We start from the raw sequence: 21,018 nt of genomic DNA on the forward strand, positions 1-21,018 counted from the left end.
TAACGTGGCAAAACTATCCCTAATTGAGCGCGAGAATAAGCGCGCAAAAACTGTAGAGAAGTACGCTGCCAAGCGTGCTGAACTCAAAGCGATCATTGCTGATCAATCACGCAGCGATGAAGAGCGCTATGAAGCTCGCTTGAAGCTACAGGCACTTCCACGTAACGCAAGCCCGATTCGTCAAAGAAATCGTTGTTCATTAACCGGTCGTCCACGTGGCACATTCCGTAAATTCGGTTTGGCCCGTAGCAAGATTCGTGAAATCGCCTTCCGTGGCGAAATCCCCGGTTTAACCAAGGCCAGCTGGTAAGCGGCGAAAGAATTAGGAGAACTCATGAGTATCAGCGATCCAATCGCCGACATGTTGACAAGGATCCGCAATGCGCAAGCAGTGCAGAAACCCGTAGTCTTGATGCCGTCGTCAAAAGTTAAAGTAGCCATCGCAAAAGTTTTGCAAGATGAAGGCTATATTGAAAGTTTCGAAGTCAAAGGTGAGGCAGCTAAACCAGTGCTCCACATTGATCTCAAATACTATGCAGGCCGTCCTGTTATCGAGCGTATTGACCGTGTTTCGACACCAAGTCTGCGTATCTATAAAGGCCGTCATGACATTCCAGAAGTAATGAATGGCTTGGGCATTGCAATTATTTCAACCCCTCAAGGCGTAATGACAGACCGTAAAGCACGTGCAACAGGCGTGGGCGGCGAAGTTATTTGCTACGTAGCTTAAGGAGCGAAATATGTCCCGCGTAGGTAAATCACCAATTCCAGTTCCTAAGGGCGCTGAGATCAGCATCAACGGTGCAAACATTACTGTTAAAGGTCCATTGGGCACTTTGACACATAACTTGCATCCTTCTGTTGGTTTGAAACAAGAAGATGGCGTACTGACAGTTGTTTTGAATAACGACACACCAGAAGCTGGTGCTCAGTCAGGTACTGCCCGTGCTTTGGTTAACAACATGGTTGTTGGCGTAACTACTGGCTTTGAGCGCAAGCTTAGCTTGGTAGGCGTTGGTTACCGTGCTGCTGCTCAGGGCGAAACATTGAAATTGCAGTTGGGTTTCTCACACGACATTATTTACAACCTGCCAAAGGGTGTGAAGGCTGAGACTCCATCGCAAACAGAAATCATCATTAAAGGTTCCAACAAGCAGCAAGTTGGCCAGGTCGCAGCTGAAGTTCGCGCATACCGTTCACCAGAGCCATATAAGGGCAAAGGTGTTCGCTACGTGGATGAGGTTGTGCATCTGAAAGAAACTAAGAAGAAGTAAGCGAGATTAGAAAATGAATAAAGACGAATCCAGACAAAGACGCGCTAGGCAGACTCGTATTCGCATTGCCGAAGCATTGGCAAATCGCTTAACAGTTATCCGTAGCAACTCCCATATTTCTGCTCAGGTTTATAGCCCATGCGGAACCAAGGTTGTAGCAGCTGCTTCAACAATGGAAAAAGATATGCGCCAAGCGATCAAAAACGGCGGTAACGCTGAAGCGGCTAAACAAATCGGCAAGTTAGTTGCTGAGCGTGCTGTTAAGGCAGGCGTTGTTGATGTTGCATTTGATCGTTCCGGTCATCGTTACCACGGCCGTATTAAGGCCTTAGCTGAAGCTGCGCGTGAAGCCGGCCTGAAGTTCTAATAGGGTTTAGGAAAAAACATGGCAAAAATGCAAACTAAGATGCAAAACGAAGAGCGTGATGATGGTCTTCGCGAGAAGATGATTGCTGTTAATCGTGTAACTAAAGTGGTTAAGGGTGGTCGTATTCTCGGCTTCGCTGCACTCACAGTAGTTGGCGATGGCGATGGCCGCATCGGCATGGGCAAAGGAAAATCTAAAGAAGTTCCAGTTGCTGTTCAAAAAGCAATGGACGAAGCTCGTCGCAAGATGATCAAAGTTTCCTTGCGTAAAGGTACTTTGCAGCACACTGTTACTGGTCAACATGGCGCATCACGCGTTTTGATTTCTCCAGCTAAAGACGGTACTGGAATTATTGCTGGCGGCCCAATGCGTGCGATTTTCGACGTAATGGGTGTAACGAACGTGGTTGCTAAGTCACTCGGCTCAACAAACCCATACAACTTGGTTCGTGCAACCATTGATGGTTTGAGCAAGATGAGTACTCCTGCTGAGATTGCTGCTAAGCGCGGTAAGTCAGTTGAAGAGATTCTCGGCTAAGACCTAAAGATTAGGAATCAATAAATGACAACATCTAACTCCAAAGTCAAACTGCAATTAGTACGCAGCTTGATCGGTACACGCGAAAGCCATCGTGCAACTGTACGTGGCTTAGGCCTTGGTCGCATCAATTCTGTTTCTGAATTGGAAGACACTCCAGCTGTTCGCGGCATGATTAATAAAGTTTCTTATCTAGTTAAAGTCATTGGCTAATAACTAGCAAGTAAATAGGCGAAGAATATGCAACTCAACACAATTAAACCTGCAGAAGGCTCCAAGAAAAACCGTCGTCGCGTTGGTCGCGGCATTGGTTCTGGTCTTGGCAAAACTGCTGGCCGTGGTCACAAAGGTCAAAAATCCCGTTCTGGTGGTTTCCACAAGGTTGGATTTGAAGGCGGTCAGATGCCTATGTATCGTCGTTTGCCAAAACGCGGTTTCGTGTCTTTGACACGTCGTCATGTTGGTCAAATTACTTTGAACGACTTAGCAAAAATCAATTTGCCAGAAGTGGACTTATTGGTATTGAAGGCTCATGGTTTTGCTGGTGAGCAGATCAATGCAGTGAAAGTTATCAAGACTGGTGAACTCAAGATTGCTGTAACCCTCAAGGGCATCACAGCAACTGCTGGTGCTAAAGCAGCTATTGAAGCGGCTGGCGGCAAACTGGTTGAATTGGCTTAATAGGTTTTTAGTAGATATGGCATTAGCACCTACCAATAACGCAAGCACCGCAGCATCAGGTGGCAAGTTTGGCGAATTACGCCAACGCTTAGTCTTCCTGGTGTTGGCTTTGCTCGTGTTCCGTTTGGGTGCGCATATTCCTGTTCCTGGAATTGATCCGGACCAATTGGCACAGTTGTTCTCAGGCCAAAAAGATGGCATCTTGGGAATGTTCAATCTATTTTCAGGCGGTGCTTTATCTCGCTTTACTGTATTTGCTTTGGGAATCATGCCTTACATTTCTGCATCGATCATCATGCAGTTAATGACTATTGTTGTGCCATCCTTGGAGTCTTTGAAAAAAGAAGGTCAAGCTGGACAGCGCAAGATTACTCAGTACACACGCTACGGTACTGTGTTCTTGGCTACATTCCAGGCATTAGGTATTTCTGTTGCCTTGCAAGCTCAACCAGGTTTGGTTATCAATCCAGGTTTAATGTTTGAACTGAATACTGTAGTTACTTTGGTGACTGGCACGATGTTTTTGATGTGGCTAGGCGAGCAAATTACTGAACGTGGTTTGGGTAACGGTATTTCTATCATCATTTTTGGCGGTATTGTTTCTGGTTTGCCAAATGCTTTGGCAAGCTTATTAGAGCTAGTGCGTACTGGCTCAATGAACATTGTTTCCGCATTGCTTATTGTTGTAATTTGCGTGGCAGTGACTTATTTTGTAGTGTTTGTAGAGCGCGGTCAGCGTCGTATCTTGGTGAATTACGCTAAGCGTCAAGTTGGCAACAAGATCTACGGCGGCCAATCTTCTTACTTCCCATTGAAGTTGAATATGGCAGGCGTTATCCCTCCAATTTTTGCTTCTTCAATTATTTTGTTTCCTGCAACGATTGCTGGCTGGTTCACATCAGGCGAGCCAACCAATATGTTCAGCAGAATGATTAAGGACTTGGCTGCAACTTTGGCTCCAGGCCAACCTGTGTACACGATTCTGTACGCAGCTGCGATTATTTTCTTCTGTTTCTTCTATACAGCATTGGTATTTAATAGCCGTGAGACTGCTGAGAATTTGAAGAAGAGTGGCGCATTCGTTCCAGGTATTCGTCCAGGTGACCAAACAGCACGTTACATCGATAAGATCTTGGTGCGTTTGACTCTAGCGGGTTCTATTTATATGGTTCTGGTTTGCTTGTTGCCAGAATTCTTGGTATTGAAGTACAACGTGCCGTTTTATTTCGGCGGTACTTCATTGTTGATTATTGTGGTTGTTGCAATGGATTTCATGGCTCAAGTTCAGTCATTCGTTATGCAGCAGCAGTACGGCTCTTTGATGAAAAAAGCCAACTTTAAGATGGGCGCTTAACTGAATGTCTAAAGACGATGTAATTCAGATGGCGGGAGAAGTTGTAGAGAATTTGCCGAACGCGATGTTTCGCGTGAAGCTGGAAAACGGACATGTGGTTCTTGGGCACATTTCTGGAAAGATGCGGATGCACTACATCCGTATTTTGCCGGGAGATAAGGTGACGGTGGAGATGACTCCTTACGACCTGACACGCGCCAGAATCATTTTCCGTGCGAAGTAAAGATTAAGTAGTACCTATTTTTAAGAGGTGAGTTATGAAAGTTTTAGCATCCGTTAAGTGTATTTGCAGAAATTGCAAGATCATTAAGCGCAAACGCGTTGTGCGCGTGATCTGTTCTTCAGACGCACGTCATAAGCAGCGTCAAGGCTGATCTGGTTAATTAAGAGGAAATCTCATGGCACGTATCGCTGGGGTAAATATCCCAAATCATCAACATACTGTTATCGGTTTAACAGCAATTTTTGGTATTGGCACAACTCGTGCTCGCAAAATTTGTGAAACCACAGGTGTTGCAATCGACAAAAAAGTGAAAGACCTTACTGACGGTGACTTGGAAAAGTTGCGTGATGAAGTGGGTAAATTCATTACCGAAGGTGACCTTCGTCGTGAAGTAACTATGAGCATCAAGCGTTTGATGGACTTAGGTTGCTATCGTGGCGTACGTCATCGCAAGGGCTTGCCTGTACGTGGTCAGCGTACCAAGACTAATGCGCGCACCCGTAAGGGCCCACGTAAGTCTGGCGTGCAACTAAAGAAATAATCAAGAAAGTTTATTGACATGGCACAACAAAAATCTGCTGCAGCCGCTTCACAGCGCGCTCGTAAGAAAGTTAAAAAGAACGTTGCTGACGGTATTGCACACGTTCACGCTTCTTTTAATAACACCATTATTACGATCACTGATCGTCAAGGAAATGCGCTTTCATGGGCAACTTCTGGCGGCCAGGGCTTCAAAGGCTCACGTAAATCAACTCCTTTTGCTGCTCAAGTAGCTGCAGAAGTTGCTGGTAAGGTAGCAATTGAATGCGGTATTAAGAACTTGGAAGTTCAGATCAAAGGCCCAGGCCCAGGTCGTGAATCAGCAGTTCGTGCATTGAACTCATTAGGCATCAAGATCACTGAGATTCAAGACGTAACTCCAGTTCCACATAACGGTTGCCGTCCTCCAAAGCGTCGTCGTATCTAAGCTTGGAAGTTGGCAGTACAACAGTTTCAGTAGTTTTTTATTAAAGCCCACTGTTCGCCTGATTTAAAGGGCGAACTCACCGCCGGTCGCAAGACTGCGGCAAAGAAAGGAAAGCATCGTGGCACGTTACTTAGGGCCTAAGGCCAAATTAGCACGTCGGGAAGGTACCGACTTATTTTTAAAGAGCGCACGTCGCGCCCTGTCAGACAAGTGCAAGTTAGATACTAAGCCTGGTCAACATGGACGCACATCTGGCTCAAGAACATCTGATTACGGTAATCAATTGCGTGAAAAGCAAAAGGTTAAGCGTATCTATGGCGTATTAGAGCGTCAATTCCGTCGTTACTTCGCAGAAGCTGAGCGTCGTAAGGGCAACACTGGTGAAACATTGCTCCAATTGCTCGAGTCACGTTTGGATAACGTGGTTTATCGCATGGGTTTTGGTTCTACTCGCGCTGAAGCACGTCAGTTGGTTTCTCATTGCGCAATTTTGCTCAATGGCCAGCCTGTAAATATTCCATCAATTCAGGTTAAACCTGGTGATGTAGTTGCGATTCGTGAAAAAGCGAAGAAGCAAGCCCGTATTACAGAATCTCTCAATTTGGTTGGACAAATGGCGGCTGTTACTTGGGTATCAGTTGACGCAGCCAAGCTGGAAGGAACATTTAAGCAAGTGCCTGACCGCGAAGATATTAGCGGTGAAATTAATGAAAGTTTGATCGTCGAATTGTATTCACGTTAATTAGGCACTCTCAAGGAAAAAATATGCAAACAAATTTGCTCAAGCCAAAGATTATTTCTGTTGAAGCGCTTACCGCCAACCAAGCTAAGGTTGTTATGGAGCCGTTCGAGCGTGGCTATGGCCACACACTCGGAAATGCATTACGTCGCGTACTCTTGTCCTCGATGGTTGGTTATGCGCCAACTGAAGTAGCTATTGCTGGTGTTGTTCATGAGTACTCCACATTAGATGGAGTTCAAGAGGACGTTGTAAACCTCTTGTTGAACCTCAAAGGTATTGTATTTAAGTTGCAGTCACGTGACGAAGTTACTATCAATTTGCGTAAAGAAGGCCCAGGCCTTGTTACTGCAAAAGATATCGATTTGCCACATGATGTAGAAATCATGAACCCTGACCATGTGATCGCTCACCTGTCAGCAGGTGGTAAGTTGGACATGCAGATCAAGGTAGAAAAAGGCCGTGGCTATGTCCCAGGTAACGTACGTCAATATAGCGACGAAGCAACGAAGATTATTGGCCGCATCGTATTGGATGCTTCATTCAGTCCGGTAAGCCGTGTTAGTTATGCTGTTGAGTCTGCTCGTGTTGAGCAACGTACCGACCTCGATCGTTTAGTAATGACTATCGAAACGAATGGTGTGTTGTCTCCTGAAGAAGCAATTCGTCAGGCAGCTAGCATCTTGGTTGATCAGTTAGTTGTATTCGCAGCTCTTGAGAGCAGCGAAGTTTCTGGTGATATGGCACCAAGCCGCTCTTCAATGGTTGATCCAATGTTGATGCGTCCGGTAGATGACCTCGAGTTAACAGTGCGCTCTGCAAACTGCTTGAAGGCTGAGAATATTTACTACATCGGTGACTTGATTCAACGTACAGAGAATGAATTGTTGAAGACGCCTAATCTAGGTCGCAAATCTTTGAATGAAATTAAAGATGTTTTGGCGGCTCGTGGCTTAAGTCTTGGCATGAAACTCGAAAGCTGGCCTCCAGCTAACCTCGAGAAATAATTAGAAAGGAAGCATCATGCGTCACGGAAACGGCTTACGCAAACTAAACAGAACATCATCACATCGCTTGGCGATGCTGCGCAACATGTCCAATTCACTCTTGGAGCACGAAGTCATTAAAACGACTTTGCCAAAAGCAAAAGAATTGCGCATGGTTGTGGAGCCTTTGATTACCTTGGGTAAAAAAGACAACTTAGCAAACCGTCGCCTAGCATTTAATCGTACTCGTGATCGCGATATCGTGACTAAGCTCTTTACAGAACTTGGCCCACGTTACGCAACACGTCCAGGTGGCTACCTTCGTATTTTGAAGTTTGGCTTCCGTCATGGCGACAATGCACCAATGGCTTTGGTTGAGTTGGTAGATCGCCCAGAAGTTGAAGAAACAGCGGCAGTAGCTGAAGAGGCTTAAGTCTCTCAGTTGCGATAAAAAAGCCAGGCCTCGGTCTGGCTTTTTTGCTTATCAGGTTATAAATACAGAATGTCTGAAACCTCCCCAGTCAATCCCATCAATCCCAGCAAGCTTTTGGTGGTTGTAACTAGCCTTCCGAATATGGAGGCCGCTAGAAGCTTGGCTCGTGCCTTGGTTGAGCAGAATCTAGCGGCTTGTGTACAAATTACTGAAGGAGTTCGCTCAATTTACCGCTGGGAAGGTAAGGTTTGTGAGGAGCAAGAGGTTTTGTTGTCTGCAAAAACCACCCTGGCGAAATGGGCTGAGATCTCTGCTTTTATACAAAGCGCACACCCATATGAACTTCCAGAAATATTGGCTTTTCCCCCGGAGCAATATGAAATGCAATACGGCAAGTGGGTCGAGTCTGAGGTAAATTCGAAGTCATGAAATTACATTCTTTTCTGACAAAGATTTTTGCGCTATTGCTACTGCTATCTGCGCAAGTATTTGCTGCGCAAGATTTCTTGCCTCCAGAAAAAGCATTTCGAGTGGAGGCTACGTGGCTGGAGAATTCGAATCAGATTGAGTTGGAATTTTTGCCTGCCAAAGGCTATTACATTTACCAAGAATCTCTTAAGTTCCAAGCGGGAAATCAGCCTGGAAAGCTAAGTAATATCAGGCCTGAGCTAGCAAAGGGTGTAGAGAAATTTGATGAAACTTTTCAGAAAAAACTACAGGTTTATAAAGAGCCATTTTTAGTTTTTCTAGATGTCAAACCTGTAATTGGGCAACCCATTCATTTAGAGATCACTCTTCAGGGGTGTGCAGAGGCTGGCATTTGTTACCCACCTATGACCCTCAAATTTTTGTTGGCAGGTCCTAGCGTGAAAGCAGCTCCGATACCAGATATCTTGGATGGCGCCAACTCAATTCATACTCAAGCAAGTGGGGAGGGTAGTCAATTCAGCTTGGCGGATTTATGGCGTGAACGTGATGATGTGAATGCAATCGGACGTTTTTTAGAAAACACATCTACTGCTTATTTATTTTTAGCCTTCTTTGTTTTGGGGCTGGCATTGGCGTTTACGCCTTGTGTGCTGCCGATGCTCCCTATTTTGTCGAGCGTCATCTTCGGTACTCAGGGTGGCAAAGCCATTTCTAAGGGTCGTGCCAGTATCCTGGCTCTGGCCTACGTCTTGGGTATGGCCTTGGTCTATGCTTTGGCTGGGGTGCTCATGGCGGCCCTAGGCGGTAGTGTGCAACGTGCCCTACAAAGCCCATTTGCCCTGGCTACTTTTGCCTTATTGCTTGTGGCTCTTTCAGGCAGCTTGTTTGGTCTGTACGACCTGCGTTTACCGCAATCATGGCATCAGCATATCGATAAGTTGGCGGGACGCCAAAAGGGCGGCAGCGCATTTGGTGCTTTTGCTTTAGGCGGTATCTCAACCTTAGTGGCTAGCCCATGCATTACAGCCCCTCTAGCAGGTGTTCTGGCCTTTATTGCGCAAACTGGCTCTATGAGCCTGGGCGCAGGACTACTCTTTGTAATGGCCCTAGGAATGGGGTTGCCGCTCCTCTTTATTGCGATTGAGGCCCGCATCTTGATTCCCTCGACGGGTATCTGGATGGTTTGGTTACAGCGCACCCTAGGAGTTTTATTGGTGGCAACTGCCGCATGGATTGCTTCACCATTAATTCAGAAAAATGAATCCACCGGATCGGTTAAATCAATCTATGGTCAAGGCATTCATCGGGTCGGAGATTTATCTTTTGTAGTAATTCAGTCACCGGCGGAACTTGATGCACAACTTAGCAAAGCGCAAGCAGAAAAGAAATTAGTACTCCTCGATTTTTATGCGGATTGGTGTATCAGTTGCAAGGAAATGGAAGTGAATACTTTTGCAAATCCGGAGGTTAGCAAAGAGCTAAACCAGTTTGTTTTATTGCAAGCAGATGTCACTGCTAATAGCCCAGAGAACCAGGCATTGCTTAAGCGCTTTGGGTTATTTGGCCCACCAGGAATATTGATTTTTAATCTATATTCGGAAGAGCTAAAAGATCAGCGAGTGATTGGCTACATGCCACCACAGCGCTTTGTTGAGCGCCTCAAGAATGTTTTGAAAAATTAAAGCAGTTATAAAGCAGATAAGTAATTAATAATTTCTTATCTTTTATTGGCCGCTTTAATTAGCCGTGCCGCTTCGAGTGCGAAGTAAGTCAGCACACCATCTGCACCAGCACGCTTAAATGCGAGTAATGATTCCATCATGACGGCATCGTGATCTAGCCAACCATTTTGTGCGGCGGCCTTGAGCATGGCGTATTCGCCACTTACTTGGTATGCATACGTTGGGTAATCAAATTCTTCTCTTACACGACGCACAATATCTAAGTACGGCATGCCAGGCTTGACCATGACCATATCGGCACCTTCGCTAATATCGAGTGCAACTTCCCGCAAAGCCTCATCGCCATTGGCGCAATCCATTTGATACGTTTTTTTATCAGCCTTACCAAGGTTTTTTGCGGAGCCTACGGCATCTCTAAACGGACCATAAAAAGCGGAGGCATATTTAGCGGAGTAGGCCATGATGCGAGTGTGAATCAATTGCTTTTGTTCAAGCGCTTCACGAATTTTTCCGATGCGGCCATCCATCATGTCTGATGGTGCAACGATATCGACACCAGCTTCTGCTTGTGCAATAGCTTGCTTAACCAAGATTGCAGTTGTCTCATCATTGAGAATACGACCTTGTTCGTCGAGTACGCCATCTTGTCCGTGACTGGTATAGGGGTCGAGTGCTACATCAGTCATGATGCCTAAATTAGGAAAACGTGCTTTTAGTTCGCGAACGGTAGTCGGAATGAGACCCTTTGGATTAAAGGCTTCTTTGCCGTCGGGTGTTTTAAGTGCAGCATCAATCACTGGAAAGAGCGCAAGAACCGGAATTCCCAAGTCAACGCATTCTTGTGCAATTGGGAAAAGTAGATCTAAGGAAACACGATTGACGCCAGGCATCGAGGCAACAGCTTCAGATTTGCCCTGACCTTCAAGTAAAAACACTGGATAGATCAGATCATTTGCAGAAACACTGTTTTCTTGCATGAGGCGGCGAGACCAATCATCACGACGCATACGGCGAGGACGGTGCCCTGGAAAATTAAGCAATGAATTAATTGGTGATTTCATCTTCTTTGGTCTCTGCTTCAAATAGCCATTTGATAACAATATTGTCGGCCTCTTCTAGGCCAATGCGCTTGGTGCTAGAAAATAATTGTGCCGTAAGTTGCTTGGATTCACCATTGCCGTCAGGCAGCGCTGGGTCATATTGCTGTAATTGTTTGCGAACAGCCTCTAGGGCGTGCTTACATTCACTTTTGTTGAGTTTGTCGCATTTGCTAAGTAAAACGTGAATTGGTTTGCCGGTAGGCACAAACCACTGGATCATTTGCTCGTCTAGATCAGTTATTCCACGCCTAGAGTCGACAATGAGGATCATGCCTACAAGCTGCTCCCGCTCCTGCAGATAGTCGCTTAGGAGGGTATTCCAGTGGTATTTGGTCTCATGGTTGACGGCCGCATAGCCATATCCAGGCAAGTCGACCAGATAACCCAATAAATCCTCTTTTGCAAAAACCCCAAAATAGTTGATATGTTGGGTGCGCCCCGGGGTTTTACTAGCAAAAGCGAGCCTTTTTTGATTGCAAAGGACGTTTAGGGCACTAGATTTGCCCGCATTTGAGCGACCGGCAAAGGCCACTTCCCGCAGGGGGGCGGCAGGCAGGCAATGGGCGTCATTGACTGTAGTGGCGAATCGGGCTTGAAAGAGTTTAGACATGTCCAGAAGCTATTGTAAAATCACGCAAAATCATGAAATATCTCATGGTGTTGGGTAAAAGGTTGTAAATGCAGGGCCCAAACACTTTTAGGAATTTTTGCCAAGGTAAACATAATGCGTCAAACCTCTCAAATCTCCAAATTAACTGGCTTACGTGCTGGTTTTGCGGCTTTCTCTATTTTCGCTCTGATCGGAATCTCTGGCGCAGCTTTTGCTGCTGATGCTGCTGCTCCAGCCGCTGAAGCCAAAGCTGCTGTTCCAGGCAAACCAAAAGTGGATATCGCTGCCGGTGAAGCACTGTACTCCAATGGCGATTCAACTCGTGGCGTTACTGCCTGTCTTACTTGCCATGGCCCTAAGGGACAAAGTGCAACAGGCACTTGGCCTAAATTATCTGCACAGCATGCAGCTTACACAGCCAAGCAACTGAAAAACTTTAAAGAAGGTACTCGAGCCAATCCTGTGATGATGGGTATGGCAGCTACTTTGACTGAACAAGATATGCAGAATATTGCTGCCTTCTTATCTAAGCAGCCAATTTCTCAAGGTGTTGCGCAAGACAAGAACACTATTGAATTGGGTCAAAGCATTTACCGTGGTGGTATTGCTGCTAAGGGCGTTCCAGCTTGTGCTGCTTGTCATAGCCCAACCGGCGCTGGCATTCCTGCACAGTACCCATTGTTAGGTGGTCAATGGGCTGAATACACAAATGCACAATTGCTCGCATTCCGTGAAGGCGTTCGTAAAAATAGCAGCCAGATGACGACGATTGCTACCAAGCTTTCTGATCAAGAAATGAAAGCAGTTTCTGATTACATCGCAGGTTTGCATTAATTTGTAATGGCTCATAAACAAAACCCCGCTCATGCAGCGGGGTTTTTTATTACCTAAATTTTTATATCTTTTTAACTTGGTAAAACAGTTTCCGAAGAAAATAAGTCGGTAGTTTTTTCACGGGCGCGAATGACGTAAGCATTTTTTCCATCAACCATAATCTCTGCGGGTTTAGGTCGCGTGTTGTAGTTTGACGCCATGACAAAACCATAGGCACCAGCAGACAGAATGGCCAGTAGGTCACCTTCTTCCACCGCTAAATGTCGATCCCTCCCCAGCCAATCGCCAGATTCGCAAACTGGGCCAACGATATCGTAAGTAAGGGCTTTTGCTACCTTCTTTTGCACGGGTACGATGCCATGATGTGCTTCATAAAGGGCGGGGCGCATGAGTTCTGTCATAGCAGCATCCACGATGCAGAAGTTTTTCTCAGCACCGGGCTTTAAATACTCGACTGTGGTGAGTAAAACACCAGCATTGCCGACCAGAGATCTGCCAGGCTCAAGAACAACATCCAAATGACCAAAACCCCGTTCAGCCACTCGGTTCAATAAGGTGTTTGTAAAGTCGGTAATGTCTGGTGGAGTTTCATCGCCATAAGAAATGCCCAGGCCACCACCCAGATCAAGATGGTGAATAACAATACCCTCTTTTTTTAATTGCGCGACAAGATCCAAAACTTTGTCGAGCGCATCTAAGTAAGGAGCGGTAGTTGTAATTTGTGAGCCAATGTGGCAATCAATTCCGACCACATCTATTTGAGAAAGTTGTGACGCTTCACGATAAGTTTTTAAAACCTCGTGATAAGCGATACCAAATTTATTGCCCTTGAGCCCCGTAGAGATATAGGGATGGGTTTGTGCATCCACATCGGGATTGACTCGTAATGAGATTGGGGCGCGGCAGTTTAGTTCAGTAGCAACCTTGTTGATCTTATGTAGCTCAGCAATTGACTCAACGTTGATGCATTTGACGCCAGCCTTGAGGGCAGTAGCGATTTCAGAAGCAGATTTACCGACGCCGGCAAACACTAAACTTTTTGGATCGGCACCAATGGCTAAAGCTCGAGCTAACTCGCCACCACTGACTAAATCAAATCCTGCACCTAATTTTTTAAAGCAATCGATTACTGCCAAATTACTATTGGCTTTCATGGCATAGTGCACGCGTGCACGACGCTTGCCATGGCTATCAACACAGGCCTGGTCGTAGGCTTGGTAGGCTTCAGTCAAAGCCTTTTTGCTATAGATATAGAGCGGTGTCCCAAATTCTCGCGCTAGATCTGCGAGTGGAATTTCTTCGGCATACCAATTGCCATCGCGCTCGGTAAATCCGGATAACTTGGGAAGGGGAATTGCTTTACTTGTCATTACTTGGCCGATGAAGAATTGCTTGGGCTAGCAGGTGTTTGGGGTGGGTATAGTTTGCCTTTGGGCTCAGGCTCAGTTGGAGCAGGCGGAACTGGGGGCACATTTGGCATGTATAGCGGCCCTCTTACCCCACACCCTACAAGGGATATTAGAAAGCTAAAACAGAGGGCTTTATTAAGAATCGCTATCATGAATGTCTCTAAAACGAATGATTGAATATAGCATGCAGGGCTCCAGTATGAATCCGAACAATTCAGGCGTAGAAACCATTGATGACAAGCAGTTTTATCAGCTGGGGAGTAATTTATTGCAATCCATAGAGGTGGCATTAGAGGCTGCTGACGATGCTTTGGATCTTGATTTAGATGTAGAGCGTCAGGGTGGCAATGTTATCAATATTCGTTTTAAGGATAAAAGCGTCATCGTGGTCAATACACAGCCGCCTCTTCATGAGATTTGGGTGGCCGCTAAGTCGGGTGGGTACCACTACCGTTGGGCCGGCACTATGACCAAACCTTTGTGGCTGGACACGAAAACTGGCAAGGAGCTCTTGAGCGATTTATCTGGGTTTGCGACCACCCAGGCAGGTAAAGAAATAAAAATTTCCCTAATTTAAGCAGCTCCTGTGGCGCTTAAGGTTTCAATGACCTGAGCATCAGCGACACTCTGAATCTGGGCTTTACCAATCTTTTCTAGAACGACGTAACGGATCTGTCCACCCTCAGTTTTTTTATCCACCTGCATGAGTTCCATATAGCGATCTGCGCCAAACTTTGGTGGGGTAGTGGGTAAATTCATGGACTGAATAATTTTTGTAAGACGACGCACATCGGCTTCACTGATGTAATTTAGGCGGCGCGATAAATCTGCCCCCAAAACCATGCCACAACCAACTGCCTCGCCATGGAGCCACTCGCCATAGCCCATACCTGCTTCGATTGCGTGCCCAAAAGTATGACCAAAGTTCAGGGTTGCACGAATGCCACCCTCTCTTTCGTCTGCAGAAACTACCGCAGATTTAATTTCGCAAGAACGTAAAACTGCATGACCCATTGCTTCGGTGTTGCAAGCTAACAATTGCGCAGCATTGGCCTCTATCCAATCTAAAAATTGTGCGTCAGCAATAGCGCCATGCTTGACTACTTCAGCAAGGCCTGCTGAGAGTTCCCTTGGAGGTAGCGTTTTTAAAGTGTTGAGATCGGCAATCACGGCAGCAGGTTGGTGAAAAGCGCCAATCATATTTTTACCTAGAGGGTGATTGATGCCGGTCTTGCCGCCTACTGAAGAGTCAACTTGAGCAAGTAATGTGGTTGGAACTTGAATGAAGCGAATACCTCGCATGAAGCTAGCTGCAGCAAAGCCAGTCATATCGCCGATCACTCCGCCACCCAAGGCAACCAGCATAGTTTGACGATCAGCACCAAATCTCAAAAGATCATCAAAAATGAGTTGAAGATTTTTCCAGTCCTTATAAGACTCACCATCCGGTAATGCGATAGTTCTAACAGGCTTGCCAAAAGTATTCAGCGTTTTAGTTAGGCGCTCGGCATAGAGTGGGGCAACAGTAGTGTTGCTAACGATATAAATAGAAGTCGCTTTTTCGCAGCCGCTAAAGAGTTTTGCTTGATCAATGAGATCTGTACCAATATAAATTGGGTAGCTGCGATTACCAAGATCAACTTCGAGTGTTTTCATCATAGTGCCAACGTATTTAAGCGGAAAGTTCAAGCTGCATGATTAAGGTGTTGACTAGTTGATTAACGCTGGGCTTTCCAGTTTCAATCACGTAGTCGGCGATTTCCCGATAAAGCGGATCTCGAACGGCATATAAATTCTCTAAGATTTTTTTGGCATCACCATTTCTAAGGAGAGGGCGACCTTCACCGCCTTTAGTGCGATGCCACAGCTCTATAGGGTTTGCATGAAGATAAATAACTGTGCCATGCTCGCTTAATGCCTGGCGATTCTCTGGCAAAAGCACTGCACCTCCACCAGTTGCCAAAATAATATTTTGCTCAGCAGTGATTTCTCGAATGGCTTGAGCTTCACGTTTTCTAAAGCCCTCTTCACCTTCCATTTCGAAAATGACAGGGATTTTTACGCCGCAACGCTCTTCGATAACATGGTCGGCATCCAGAAATCGACGCCCCAATTTTTTTGCCAAGACTTTACCGACGGTCGACTTTCCGGCGCCCATCAGGCCGATCAGAAAGATATTGTTTGTCGAAGAGTTCACCCTTTGATTTTATTAGGGTTTGTCGAGAACAGTCGGAGTTAAAAAGACAAGCAGCTCAGTTTTATCTTGTAATTTGGACTTATGGCGAAAAAAATGGCCAATGAAGGGGATATTACCCAATAAGGGGACTTTGACTTCATCCTCACGTTCGGTTGTTTGGAAGATGCCTCCAATGATGGCTGTTCCGCCATTCTCAACGGTCACCTCTGAGCTAAGACTTTTTGTGTCTATGGCATACCCTTACTCAGTTTTCATGCCTACAGTGTCTTTATTGATACCCACGAGCATGGATATTTTTCCATCAGGATGAATTTTTGGGAGAACCTCTAGGCGTAAATTAGCCTTCCGAAATTGCAATTTGCTGCCATTTTGGTTTGAGGTTTGATAGGGGAGCTCAGTGCCCTGCTCAATTGTGGCTTTCACTTGGTCTCCAGTCATGATGCGAGGATTGGAAAGAATTTTGCCTTGACCATCCGATTCCAACGCCGAAAGCTCTGCTTGAAGTATGCTGCGTGCGTTCTTGGAGACTAAGGTTGCTGCTATGGTTGCTGGATTAAAGCCACCTAAACCTGCGCCACTGAAATCGATGTTGCCCTCCGCCTTTTGATCTGGATTGCCCCGTAGACCACTTGCTTGATATCCCAGCTTAACGCCTAACTCTCGCGCAAAGCGTTCATCAGCCTCGACTATGCGAGCTTCTATCAGAATTTGTCTTGGGCTATAGATGTGATCTCCACCAAAGGGTAGTGCGGCATCCTCGCGGCGGAATTTCTGAAAGGCCTGGATTTCAGCATGCGGGCCAATCCAATAGATATCGCCATTGCGGACCAGCCTTAATCCTCGACTCGCAAGAATGGAGTGAAGGGCTGTTTGCCATGGAGTGTTTCGCAGATCGATCGAAACTTGCCCCTGAATTGACTCGCTCAATAAAAAGTTGGTATTTCCTAATTGAGCCATTACTTGCAAAAGATCCTTTACTTCAATATTGGTAAATTGCAAGCTAATCGGATTCAATAAATGGTTTGATGGCGGTGAATTTCCTATGGCCTTATTGCTAGAAAAAATAATCAATAAGGCAATGTAAATAGGGAGCTGTTTAATGTAATTTAGGATGCATTTTGCGCAGATCTTCATTGGCTTTTAATGGCTTTCAGAACCAAAAATTTACCTTGAGGGTGCGTGATAGTGGCCTGCTCTTTCTCGATCGTGCTTAGACGCCAATCTCCTAAAACCTGGGACCCCTTCTCAAAGACAAGATGGTTTTTTCCGTTATGAAAATAAGCTTGCTGAGTAGCCCCCATCTGGGAGCTTCCAAGGTAACGCCAGCGACGCAGTTCTAGCTCATGAGGGGGCGCCAGAGGCTTACTGGAAGTACGCATTTCGGGCTTTTTCTCCTTTAATAAGTGAACACTTACTTCTAATTCATCTATTTCCGCATATAGATCATCCTGATCTTGATGAATTTCCTCACGCATTAGAGCGATTTCTTTTTTCAGTTCAGTGATCTGTTTTTGAGATTCTTCTAAAGTGCCTTGAGAATGATTGTTTAGTGCTTGATAAGCCATAAAAAATGCACCAGCGGCAGCTACTAGGACCCCAAAAATAGTGATTGGACCTGCATAGGCATGGGCAAAATCTTTGATCTGAATAGGGCTTAATGACTCTGAAAAATGGTTGCCCTTGCTTTGGCTTGGGGGTCTAGGGGGAGTGCTTTTTTGGGAGGGTGTTCTGCGAATTCCATGGGGGTCGGGAATGGCTGGGTCGTCCCCCAGGTCGCTCAAAATTTCATCAAAGGATTGGCTGGAGATATGGCGTGCTGGCATGCCCACATTCTTGAGTTTTGGGCGCTAAAAATCCATCGGTACAGATTGATGACTGTGTCAGAAATAAAGCTTTCACTATCTACAAAATAAGGGTTTTAGAGCTTTTAGGGAAATTGCTTAAGCACCCTATAATTTGGACATATGGCCTTACCTCCAAAAGACAAGCCGCCGGTGAACCAGCGTCCCATTCGTCCATCCGATAGACGTCCTCGGCAGACACGAGTTGAACCTGGCATACCCCGCAAGAATTCAAGCAATCCGCTAATTAAGGCTTTGTTGATTATTGGCGTGGTCTTTGCATTGGTGATTACCTTGCTGATGGGTTATGCATTCTTGGTGGCAAAACCGAATCTGCCTAAGATCTCTGCGTTAACTGACTACAACCCGAAAACTCCGTTGCGTATCTATACGGCTGACAAAGTCCTCATAGGGGAGTTTGGTGAGGAGCGCCGCAAGGTCATTCCGTTAAATGAAATTCCGCAAAGCATGCGTAATGCTGTTTTAGCTATTGAGGATGATCGTTTCTATTCTCATGGTGGCGTGGACTATGTGGGCATATTGCGGGCTGCGGTAACTAATTTGCGTGGACATCTTTCTCAAGGTGCGTCCACCATCACCATGCAAGTGGCGCGTAATTTCTTCCTGAGCAATGAAAAGACCTTTAGTCGAAAAATCTATGAGGTGCTGCTTGCCTGGGAGATTGAGTCTCAGCTTACTAAAGACAAGATTCTGGAAATTTATATGAATCAGATTTTCTTGGGGCAGCGGGCTTATGGCTTTTCTAGTGCGGCGCAGATTTACTTCGGCAAGGAGCTAAAAGACATCACAGTTGCCGAGTCAGCGATGCTGGCCGGCCTTCCTAAGGCACCATCGGCCTATAACCCTGTGAGTAATTTCCGTCGCGCAAAGATTCGTCAAGAGTACATTCTTCAGCGTATGCGCGATCTAGGCTACATCACTCCAGAAGAATATCAAAAGGCGATGATTGAAGAGCTGCATATTCGTGGTCTTGGTAATGAGTTTGCGGTACGTGCCGACTTCCCGGCGGAAATGGTTCGTCAATTACTCTTTGCTCAATATGGTGAGGCAATTTATTCACAGGGAATTGATGTTTACACAACAATTCTGAAGGCGGATCAAGACGCCGCTTATAAGGCAGTGCGCAAAGGTATTTTTGAATACGACTTACGTCATGCCTATCGTGGTCCAGATGGTTTTATTGATCTTCCAGAAGATCCTGTAAAACGCCAGCGTGCGATTGACGAAGCCTTGCTTGCATATCCACAATTAGACGACTTGCAATCTGGGGTTGTGCTTGATGTGAAACCAAAGGAGATGCAGGTCACGATCTCTACTGGCGACACCATCACTATTAAAGGTGAGGGCATGAAGTTGGCGGCAGCATCTATAACCGATAGCACTCAACCTAAAAAACGCTTGCGCCCGGGTGCAGTGGTGCGACTTCTGTCGGATGGTGGAGTTTGGAAGCTGGCCCAATTGCCACAAGTTGAGGCTGCTTTTGTCTCTATGAATCCAGAGACAGGCGCAATTCTTTCTTTGGTAGGCGGATTTGATTTCCGTCGCAATCAGTTCAACCACGTGACGCAGGCCTTGCGTCAGCCTGGTTCTTCATTTAAACCATTTATCTACGCAGCCGCCATTGAAAAAGGTTTTACACCCAGCACGATGGTGAACGATGCCCCTTTATCGATTGGTAGTATGGAAACAGGCAGTCAAGCCTGGGAGCCAAAAAACTACGATGGTAAATACGACGGCATGATGCGCTTGCGTAATGCTTTAGCAAAATCGAAGAACTTAGTTTCGGTTCGTATTATTCGCGCTATTGGACCTTCGTATGCACAAGAATATATTCAACGTTTTGGCTTTGAGCCAGAAAAGCATCCACCTTATTTAACAATGGCTCTGGGCGCGGGTTCAGTTACACCATTACAGATGGCCTCTGCTTACAGCGTGTTTGCTAACGGCGGTTATCGCGTAGATCCGTTCTTAATTGACAAGATGGTCGATTCCAAAGGCACTGTGATGTTTGAAGCAAAACCTACGCGTGCTCGAGAGGATGCGCCACGCGTATTGGATGCACGCACTGCTTTTGTAATGGACAGCATGTTGCAAGAAGTAACAAAGACTGGAACCGCAGCTTCAGCACGCGGTAAGTTAGGTCGTAGTGATATTGCTGGTAAGACAGGCACAACCAATGATTCTCACGATGCATGGTTTGCTGGCTACAACCCCAAAGTGGTGGCTATCGCCTGGATTGGCTTTGACAAGCCAGCAAGCTTGGGCGATCGTGAAACTGGTGGGGGCCTCGCATTGCCAATGTGGATTTCATACATGGGCACTGCACTAAAAGAGATTCCACAGGAGGCGCGGGAAGTTCCAAGTGGAGTGACCCAAGTCGATGGCGACTGGTTTATTCCAGACTTCGCTAACAATGGTGGGGTACGCGAACTGCAATAGTTCGTATTCAACATGGCACGGCAAGCCCGCACAGTAATACCTGGCCAAGCAATGCATGTGATGGTACGCGGCAATAATCGTGAAACCATTTTCTTTACTAATGATGATCGCCGCATATATTTAGATTGGTTGCGAGAAGCCGCAAGGCAATTTGGATGTGCAGTGCATGCTTTTGCATTGATGCCAAATCATTTGCATCTATTGATGACACCCCAAAATGAAGATTCGCTTGCTAAGACAATGCAATCCTTAGGGCGTCGTTTTGCGCAATACTTTAATCAACAGCATCGTCGCTCTGGAACCATTTGGGAAGGACGTTATCGCTCCTCTTTAATTGACCCTGATTATTTTTTGCGTTGCCAGCGCTATATAGAGCTCAATCCGGTTAGGGCTGGATACGAATCCAACCCTCAGAGCTCTACTTGGACTAGTTTTGCGACGCATATTGGGGGCAAGGCTGAACCCTGGCTTGTGGATCATCCGCATTTTTGGAAGTTAGGTAATACGCCATTTGAGAGACAGATGAGTTGGTCTAACTTTGTGAAAGAGGGTGCGCCGCATTGGGAAGATCGTCAAATTACAGAAGCACTCCTTCGCTCTAAACCTTGGGTGAGCGATATTTATGCGAAAAAGCTCTTTAAAGACACCCCTGAGCTAGTCCTAATCCGTCATCGTGGGCGCCCTAGAAAAATAAATTCTTTAAATTCAGTAGCTTAGAGATATAAAACTTATTTTGGCATCCAGCCAAGGCGTTGAATATTTCGACTCTGTCCCCATATATAGAATTCATATTGGTGCGACATCTAAATAAATGGGACAGATTCATTTTATTTCTATTGCATCGGTGTGGGTATTCACCTATATTGGATCCTCCAAAAGTACTCAGGCCATTGCG

The 21,018-nt window shown here is 45.9% G+C and carries 28 protein-coding genes and 1 pseudogene; 21 read left to right on the top strand and 8 right to left on the bottom strand.

Going from position 1 to position 21,018, the window contains the following annotated elements; translation table 11 throughout:
* Positions 1-4 precede the first annotated feature (4 nt).
* The 17 genes from rpsN to dsbD all read left to right on the top strand — a co-directional run bounded on the left by rpsN (position 5) and on the right by dsbD (position 9,672).
* Entirely contained in the window at positions 5-310 is a 306-nt protein-coding gene (gene rpsN, locus ICV36_RS00370) for a 30S ribosomal protein S14 (RefSeq protein WP_071464445.1), read from the top strand.
* Between the two features lie 24 nt (positions 311-334).
* Positions 335-730, top strand: coding sequence for a 30S ribosomal protein S8 (rpsH, locus tag ICV36_RS00375; protein WP_215400596.1), 396 nt, complete (start codon positions 335-337; stop codon positions 728-730).
* Between the two features lie 10 nt (positions 731-740).
* A complete protein-coding gene (gene rplF, locus ICV36_RS00380; protein ID WP_215400597.1) occupies positions 741-1,274 on the top strand; it encodes a 50S ribosomal protein L6 in 534 nt (177 codons plus the stop codon).
* A 13-nt stretch (positions 1,275-1,287) separates the two neighbouring features.
* Positions 1,288-1,641: a 50S ribosomal protein L18 gene (rplR, locus tag ICV36_RS00385; protein ID WP_215400598.1), complete on the top strand. Its 354-nt coding sequence runs from the start codon at positions 1,288-1,290 to the stop codon at positions 1,639-1,641.
* Positions 1,642-1,659: 18 nt separating this feature from the next.
* Entirely contained in the window at positions 1,660-2,178 is a 519-nt protein-coding gene (gene rpsE / locus ICV36_RS00390; RefSeq protein WP_068947703.1) for a 30S ribosomal protein S5, read from the top strand.
* 24 nt (positions 2,179-2,202) lie between these two features.
* Positions 2,203-2,391 carry a 50S ribosomal protein L30 gene (gene rpmD / locus ICV36_RS00395; protein ID WP_015420249.1) on the top strand — a complete coding sequence of 63 codons (189 nt, stop codon included), beginning with the start codon at positions 2,203-2,205 and terminating at the stop codon, positions 2,389-2,391.
* 27 nt (positions 2,392-2,418) lie between these two features.
* Positions 2,419-2,859, top strand: coding sequence for a 50S ribosomal protein L15 (rplO, locus tag ICV36_RS00400; RefSeq protein ID WP_068320126.1), 441 nt, complete (start codon positions 2,419-2,421; stop codon positions 2,857-2,859).
* Between the two features lie 16 nt (positions 2,860-2,875).
* Positions 2,876-4,213, top strand: coding sequence for a preprotein translocase subunit SecY (secY, locus tag ICV36_RS00405; RefSeq protein ID WP_215400599.1), 1,338 nt, complete (start codon positions 2,876-2,878; stop codon positions 4,211-4,213).
* Positions 4,214-4,217: 4 nt separating this feature from the next.
* Positions 4,218-4,436 carry a translation initiation factor IF-1 gene (infA, locus tag ICV36_RS00410; RefSeq protein ID WP_068320132.1) on the top strand — a complete coding sequence of 73 codons (219 nt, stop codon included), beginning with the start codon at positions 4,218-4,220 and terminating at the stop codon, positions 4,434-4,436.
* Between the two features lie 34 nt (positions 4,437-4,470).
* Entirely contained in the window at positions 4,471-4,587 is a 117-nt protein-coding gene (rpmJ, locus tag ICV36_RS00415) for a 50S ribosomal protein L36 (protein WP_012357167.1), read from the top strand.
* A gap of 24 nt (positions 4,588-4,611) precedes the next feature.
* Entirely contained in the window at positions 4,612-4,977 is a 366-nt protein-coding gene (gene rpsM / locus ICV36_RS00420; protein WP_015420253.1) for a 30S ribosomal protein S13, read from the top strand.
* An 18-nt stretch (positions 4,978-4,995) separates the two neighbouring features.
* Positions 4,996-5,403, top strand: coding sequence for a 30S ribosomal protein S11 (gene rpsK / locus ICV36_RS00425; RefSeq protein WP_215316691.1), 408 nt, complete (start codon positions 4,996-4,998; stop codon positions 5,401-5,403).
* A 118-nt stretch (positions 5,404-5,521) separates the two neighbouring features.
* The gene (rpsD, locus tag ICV36_RS00430; protein ID WP_215400600.1) at positions 5,522-6,145 is read left to right on the top strand and encodes a 30S ribosomal protein S4; all 624 of its coding nucleotides are present in this window, start codon (positions 5,522-5,524) and stop codon (positions 6,143-6,145) included.
* A 23-nt stretch (positions 6,146-6,168) separates the two neighbouring features.
* Complete coding sequence (rpoA, locus tag ICV36_RS00435) at positions 6,169-7,149, top strand: DNA-directed RNA polymerase subunit alpha (protein ID WP_215400601.1); 981 nt, start codon at positions 6,169-6,171, stop codon at positions 7,147-7,149.
* Between the two features lie 16 nt (positions 7,150-7,165).
* The gene (gene rplQ, locus ICV36_RS00440; protein WP_215384400.1) at positions 7,166-7,561 is read left to right on the top strand and encodes a 50S ribosomal protein L17; all 396 of its coding nucleotides are present in this window, start codon (positions 7,166-7,168) and stop codon (positions 7,559-7,561) included.
* Between the two features lie 69 nt (positions 7,562-7,630).
* Positions 7,631-7,990: a divalent-cation tolerance protein CutA gene (gene cutA / locus ICV36_RS00445; protein WP_215400602.1), complete on the top strand. Its 360-nt coding sequence runs from the start codon at positions 7,631-7,633 to the stop codon at positions 7,988-7,990.
* Complete coding sequence (dsbD, locus tag ICV36_RS00450) at positions 7,987-9,672, top strand: protein-disulfide reductase DsbD (RefSeq protein ID WP_215400603.1); 1,686 nt, start codon at positions 7,987-7,989, stop codon at positions 9,670-9,672. The genes cutA and dsbD overlap by 4 nt, the downstream gene beginning before the upstream one ends.
* 35 nt (positions 9,673-9,707) lie before the next feature.
* Here dsbD and hemB read toward each other — a convergent pair whose 3' ends face one another.
* A complete protein-coding gene (gene hemB / locus ICV36_RS00455; RefSeq protein WP_215400604.1) occupies positions 9,708-10,733 on the bottom strand; it encodes a porphobilinogen synthase in 1,026 nt (341 codons plus the stop codon).
* Positions 10,717-11,382, bottom strand: coding sequence for a ribosome biogenesis GTP-binding protein YihA/YsxC (yihA, locus tag ICV36_RS00460; protein WP_215400605.1), 666 nt, complete (start codon positions 11,380-11,382; stop codon positions 10,717-10,719). Before yihA ends, hemB begins: the two co-directional genes overlap by 17 nt.
* 114 nt (positions 11,383-11,496) lie before the next feature.
* On the opposite strand from yihA, the gene ICV36_RS00465 reads away from it, so the two are divergent.
* Complete coding sequence (locus ICV36_RS00465) at positions 11,497-12,216, top strand: cytochrome c (RefSeq protein WP_215400606.1); 720 nt, start codon at positions 11,497-11,499, stop codon at positions 12,214-12,216.
* 71 nt (positions 12,217-12,287) lie between these two features.
* Here ICV36_RS00465 and lysA read toward each other — a convergent pair whose 3' ends face one another.
* On the bottom strand, positions 12,288-13,586 hold the full coding sequence (lysA, locus tag ICV36_RS00470; protein WP_215400607.1) for a diaminopimelate decarboxylase: 1,299 nt from the start codon (positions 13,584-13,586) through the stop codon (positions 12,288-12,290).
* Entirely contained in the window at positions 13,586-13,777 is a 192-nt protein-coding gene (locus tag ICV36_RS10295; RefSeq protein WP_215400608.1) for a lipoprotein, read from the bottom strand. The genes lysA and ICV36_RS10295 overlap by 1 nt, the downstream gene beginning before the upstream one ends.
* A 2-nt stretch (positions 13,778-13,779) precedes the next feature.
* Between ICV36_RS10295 and cyaY the strand changes: the two genes are divergently transcribed.
* A complete protein-coding gene (gene cyaY / locus ICV36_RS00480; RefSeq protein WP_251375027.1) occupies positions 13,780-14,202 on the top strand; it encodes an iron donor protein CyaY in 423 nt (140 codons plus the stop codon).
* Here cyaY and aroB read toward each other — a convergent pair.
* The 4 genes and pseudogenes from aroB to ICV36_RS00505 form a co-directional block, all read right to left on the bottom strand.
* Complete coding sequence (aroB, locus tag ICV36_RS00485) at positions 14,199-15,281, bottom strand: 3-dehydroquinate synthase (RefSeq protein WP_215401501.1); 1,083 nt, start codon at positions 15,279-15,281, stop codon at positions 14,199-14,201. The two genes, cyaY and aroB, sit on opposite strands and share 4 nt — an antisense overlap.
* A 16-nt stretch (positions 15,282-15,297) precedes the next feature.
* Entirely contained in the window at positions 15,298-15,822 is a 525-nt protein-coding gene (locus ICV36_RS00490) for a shikimate kinase (RefSeq protein WP_215400609.1), read from the bottom strand.
* Positions 15,823-15,834: 12 nt separating this feature from the next.
* Positions 15,835-16,956, bottom strand: a pseudogene (locus ICV36_RS00500) (secretin and TonB N-terminal domain-containing protein).
* A complete protein-coding gene (locus ICV36_RS00505) occupies positions 16,953-17,645 on the bottom strand; it encodes a hypothetical protein (RefSeq protein WP_215400612.1) in 693 nt (230 codons plus the stop codon). Before ICV36_RS00505 ends, ICV36_RS00500 begins: the two are co-directional and overlap by 4 nt.
* A gap of 141 nt (positions 17,646-17,786) precedes the next feature.
* Here ICV36_RS00505 and ICV36_RS00510 point away from each other — a divergent pair, with 141 nt between their 5' ends.
* Positions 17,787-20,123, top strand: coding sequence for a penicillin-binding protein 1A (locus tag ICV36_RS00510; RefSeq protein WP_215400613.1), 2,337 nt, complete (start codon positions 17,787-17,789; stop codon positions 20,121-20,123).
* Positions 20,124-20,135: 12 nt separating this feature from the next.
* Positions 20,136-20,840, top strand: a complete 705-nt coding sequence (locus ICV36_RS00515; protein WP_215400614.1) for a transposase — start codon at positions 20,136-20,138, stop codon at positions 20,838-20,840.
* The last annotated feature ends 178 nt before the right edge of the window (positions 20,841-21,018 follow it).

It is taken from the genome of Polynucleobacter sp. MWH-UH35A (assembly GCF_018687075.1).
Classification (GTDB): Bacteria; Pseudomonadota; Gammaproteobacteria; order Burkholderiales; family Burkholderiaceae; genus Polynucleobacter.

Bases quoted from the DNA above. Each gene is read 5' to 3' on its own strand.
- rpsM (WP_015420253.1), top strand. From the start codon at position 4,612: ATGGCACGTATCGCTGGGGTAAATATCCCAAATCATCAACATACTGTT.
- rplO (WP_068320126.1), top strand. From the start codon at position 2,419: ATGCAACTCAACACAATTAAACCTGCAGAAGGCTCCAAGAAAAACCGT.
- rpsE (WP_068947703.1), top strand. From the start codon at position 1,660: ATGGCAAAAATGCAAACTAAGATGCAAAACGAAGAGCGTGATGATGGT.
- ICV36_RS00465 (WP_215400606.1), top strand. From the start codon at position 11,497: ATGCGTCAAACCTCTCAAATCTCCAAATTAACTGGCTTACGTGCTGGT.
- yihA (WP_215400605.1), bottom strand. From the start codon at position 11,382: ATGTCTAAACTCTTTCAAGCCCGATTCGCCACTACAGTCAATGACGCC.
- rpmJ (WP_012357167.1), top strand. From the start codon at position 4,471: ATGAAAGTTTTAGCATCCGTTAAGTGTATTTGCAGAAATTGCAAGATC.
- cyaY (WP_251375027.1), top strand. From the start codon at position 13,780: ATGTCTCTAAAACGAATGATTGAATATAGCATGCAGGGCTCCAGTATG.
- hemB (WP_215400604.1), bottom strand. From the start codon at position 10,733: ATGAAATCACCAATTAATTCATTGCTTAATTTTCCAGGGCACCGTCCT.
- cutA (WP_215400602.1), top strand. From the start codon at position 7,631: ATGTCTGAAACCTCCCCAGTCAATCCCATCAATCCCAGCAAGCTTTTG.
- infA (WP_068320132.1), top strand. From the start codon at position 4,218: ATGTCTAAAGACGATGTAATTCAGATGGCGGGAGAAGTTGTAGAGAAT.
- ICV36_RS10295 (WP_215400608.1), bottom strand. From the start codon at position 13,777: ATGATAGCGATTCTTAATAAAGCCCTCTGTTTTAGCTTTCTAATATCC.
- rplQ (WP_215384400.1), top strand. From the start codon at position 7,166: ATGCGTCACGGAAACGGCTTACGCAAACTAAACAGAACATCATCACAT.
- lysA (WP_215400607.1), bottom strand. From the start codon at position 13,586: ATGACAAGTAAAGCAATTCCCCTTCCCAAGTTATCCGGATTTACCGAG.
- aroB (WP_215401501.1), bottom strand. From the start codon at position 15,281: ATGAAAACACTCGAAGTTGATCTTGGTAATCGCAGCTACCCAATTTAT.
- rpsH (WP_215400596.1), top strand. From the start codon at position 335: ATGAGTATCAGCGATCCAATCGCCGACATGTTGACAAGGATCCGCAAT.
- rplF (WP_215400597.1), top strand. From the start codon at position 741: ATGTCCCGCGTAGGTAAATCACCAATTCCAGTTCCTAAGGGCGCTGAG.
- ICV36_RS00505 (WP_215400612.1), bottom strand. From the start codon at position 17,645: ATGCCAGCACGCCATATCTCCAGCCAATCCTTTGATGAAATTTTGAGC.
- secY (WP_215400599.1), top strand. From the start codon at position 2,876: ATGGCATTAGCACCTACCAATAACGCAAGCACCGCAGCATCAGGTGGC.
- ICV36_RS00515 (WP_215400614.1), top strand. From the start codon at position 20,136: ATGGCACGGCAAGCCCGCACAGTAATACCTGGCCAAGCAATGCATGTG.
- dsbD (WP_215400603.1), top strand. From the start codon at position 7,987: ATGAAATTACATTCTTTTCTGACAAAGATTTTTGCGCTATTGCTACTG.
- rpoA (WP_215400601.1), top strand. From the start codon at position 6,169: ATGCAAACAAATTTGCTCAAGCCAAAGATTATTTCTGTTGAAGCGCTT.
- rpmD (WP_015420249.1), top strand. From the start codon at position 2,203: ATGACAACATCTAACTCCAAAGTCAAACTGCAATTAGTACGCAGCTTG.
- rplR (WP_215400598.1), top strand. From the start codon at position 1,288: ATGAATAAAGACGAATCCAGACAAAGACGCGCTAGGCAGACTCGTATT.
- ICV36_RS00510 (WP_215400613.1), top strand. From the start codon at position 17,787: ATGGCCTTACCTCCAAAAGACAAGCCGCCGGTGAACCAGCGTCCCATT.
- rpsK (WP_215316691.1), top strand. From the start codon at position 4,996: ATGGCACAACAAAAATCTGCTGCAGCCGCTTCACAGCGCGCTCGTAAG.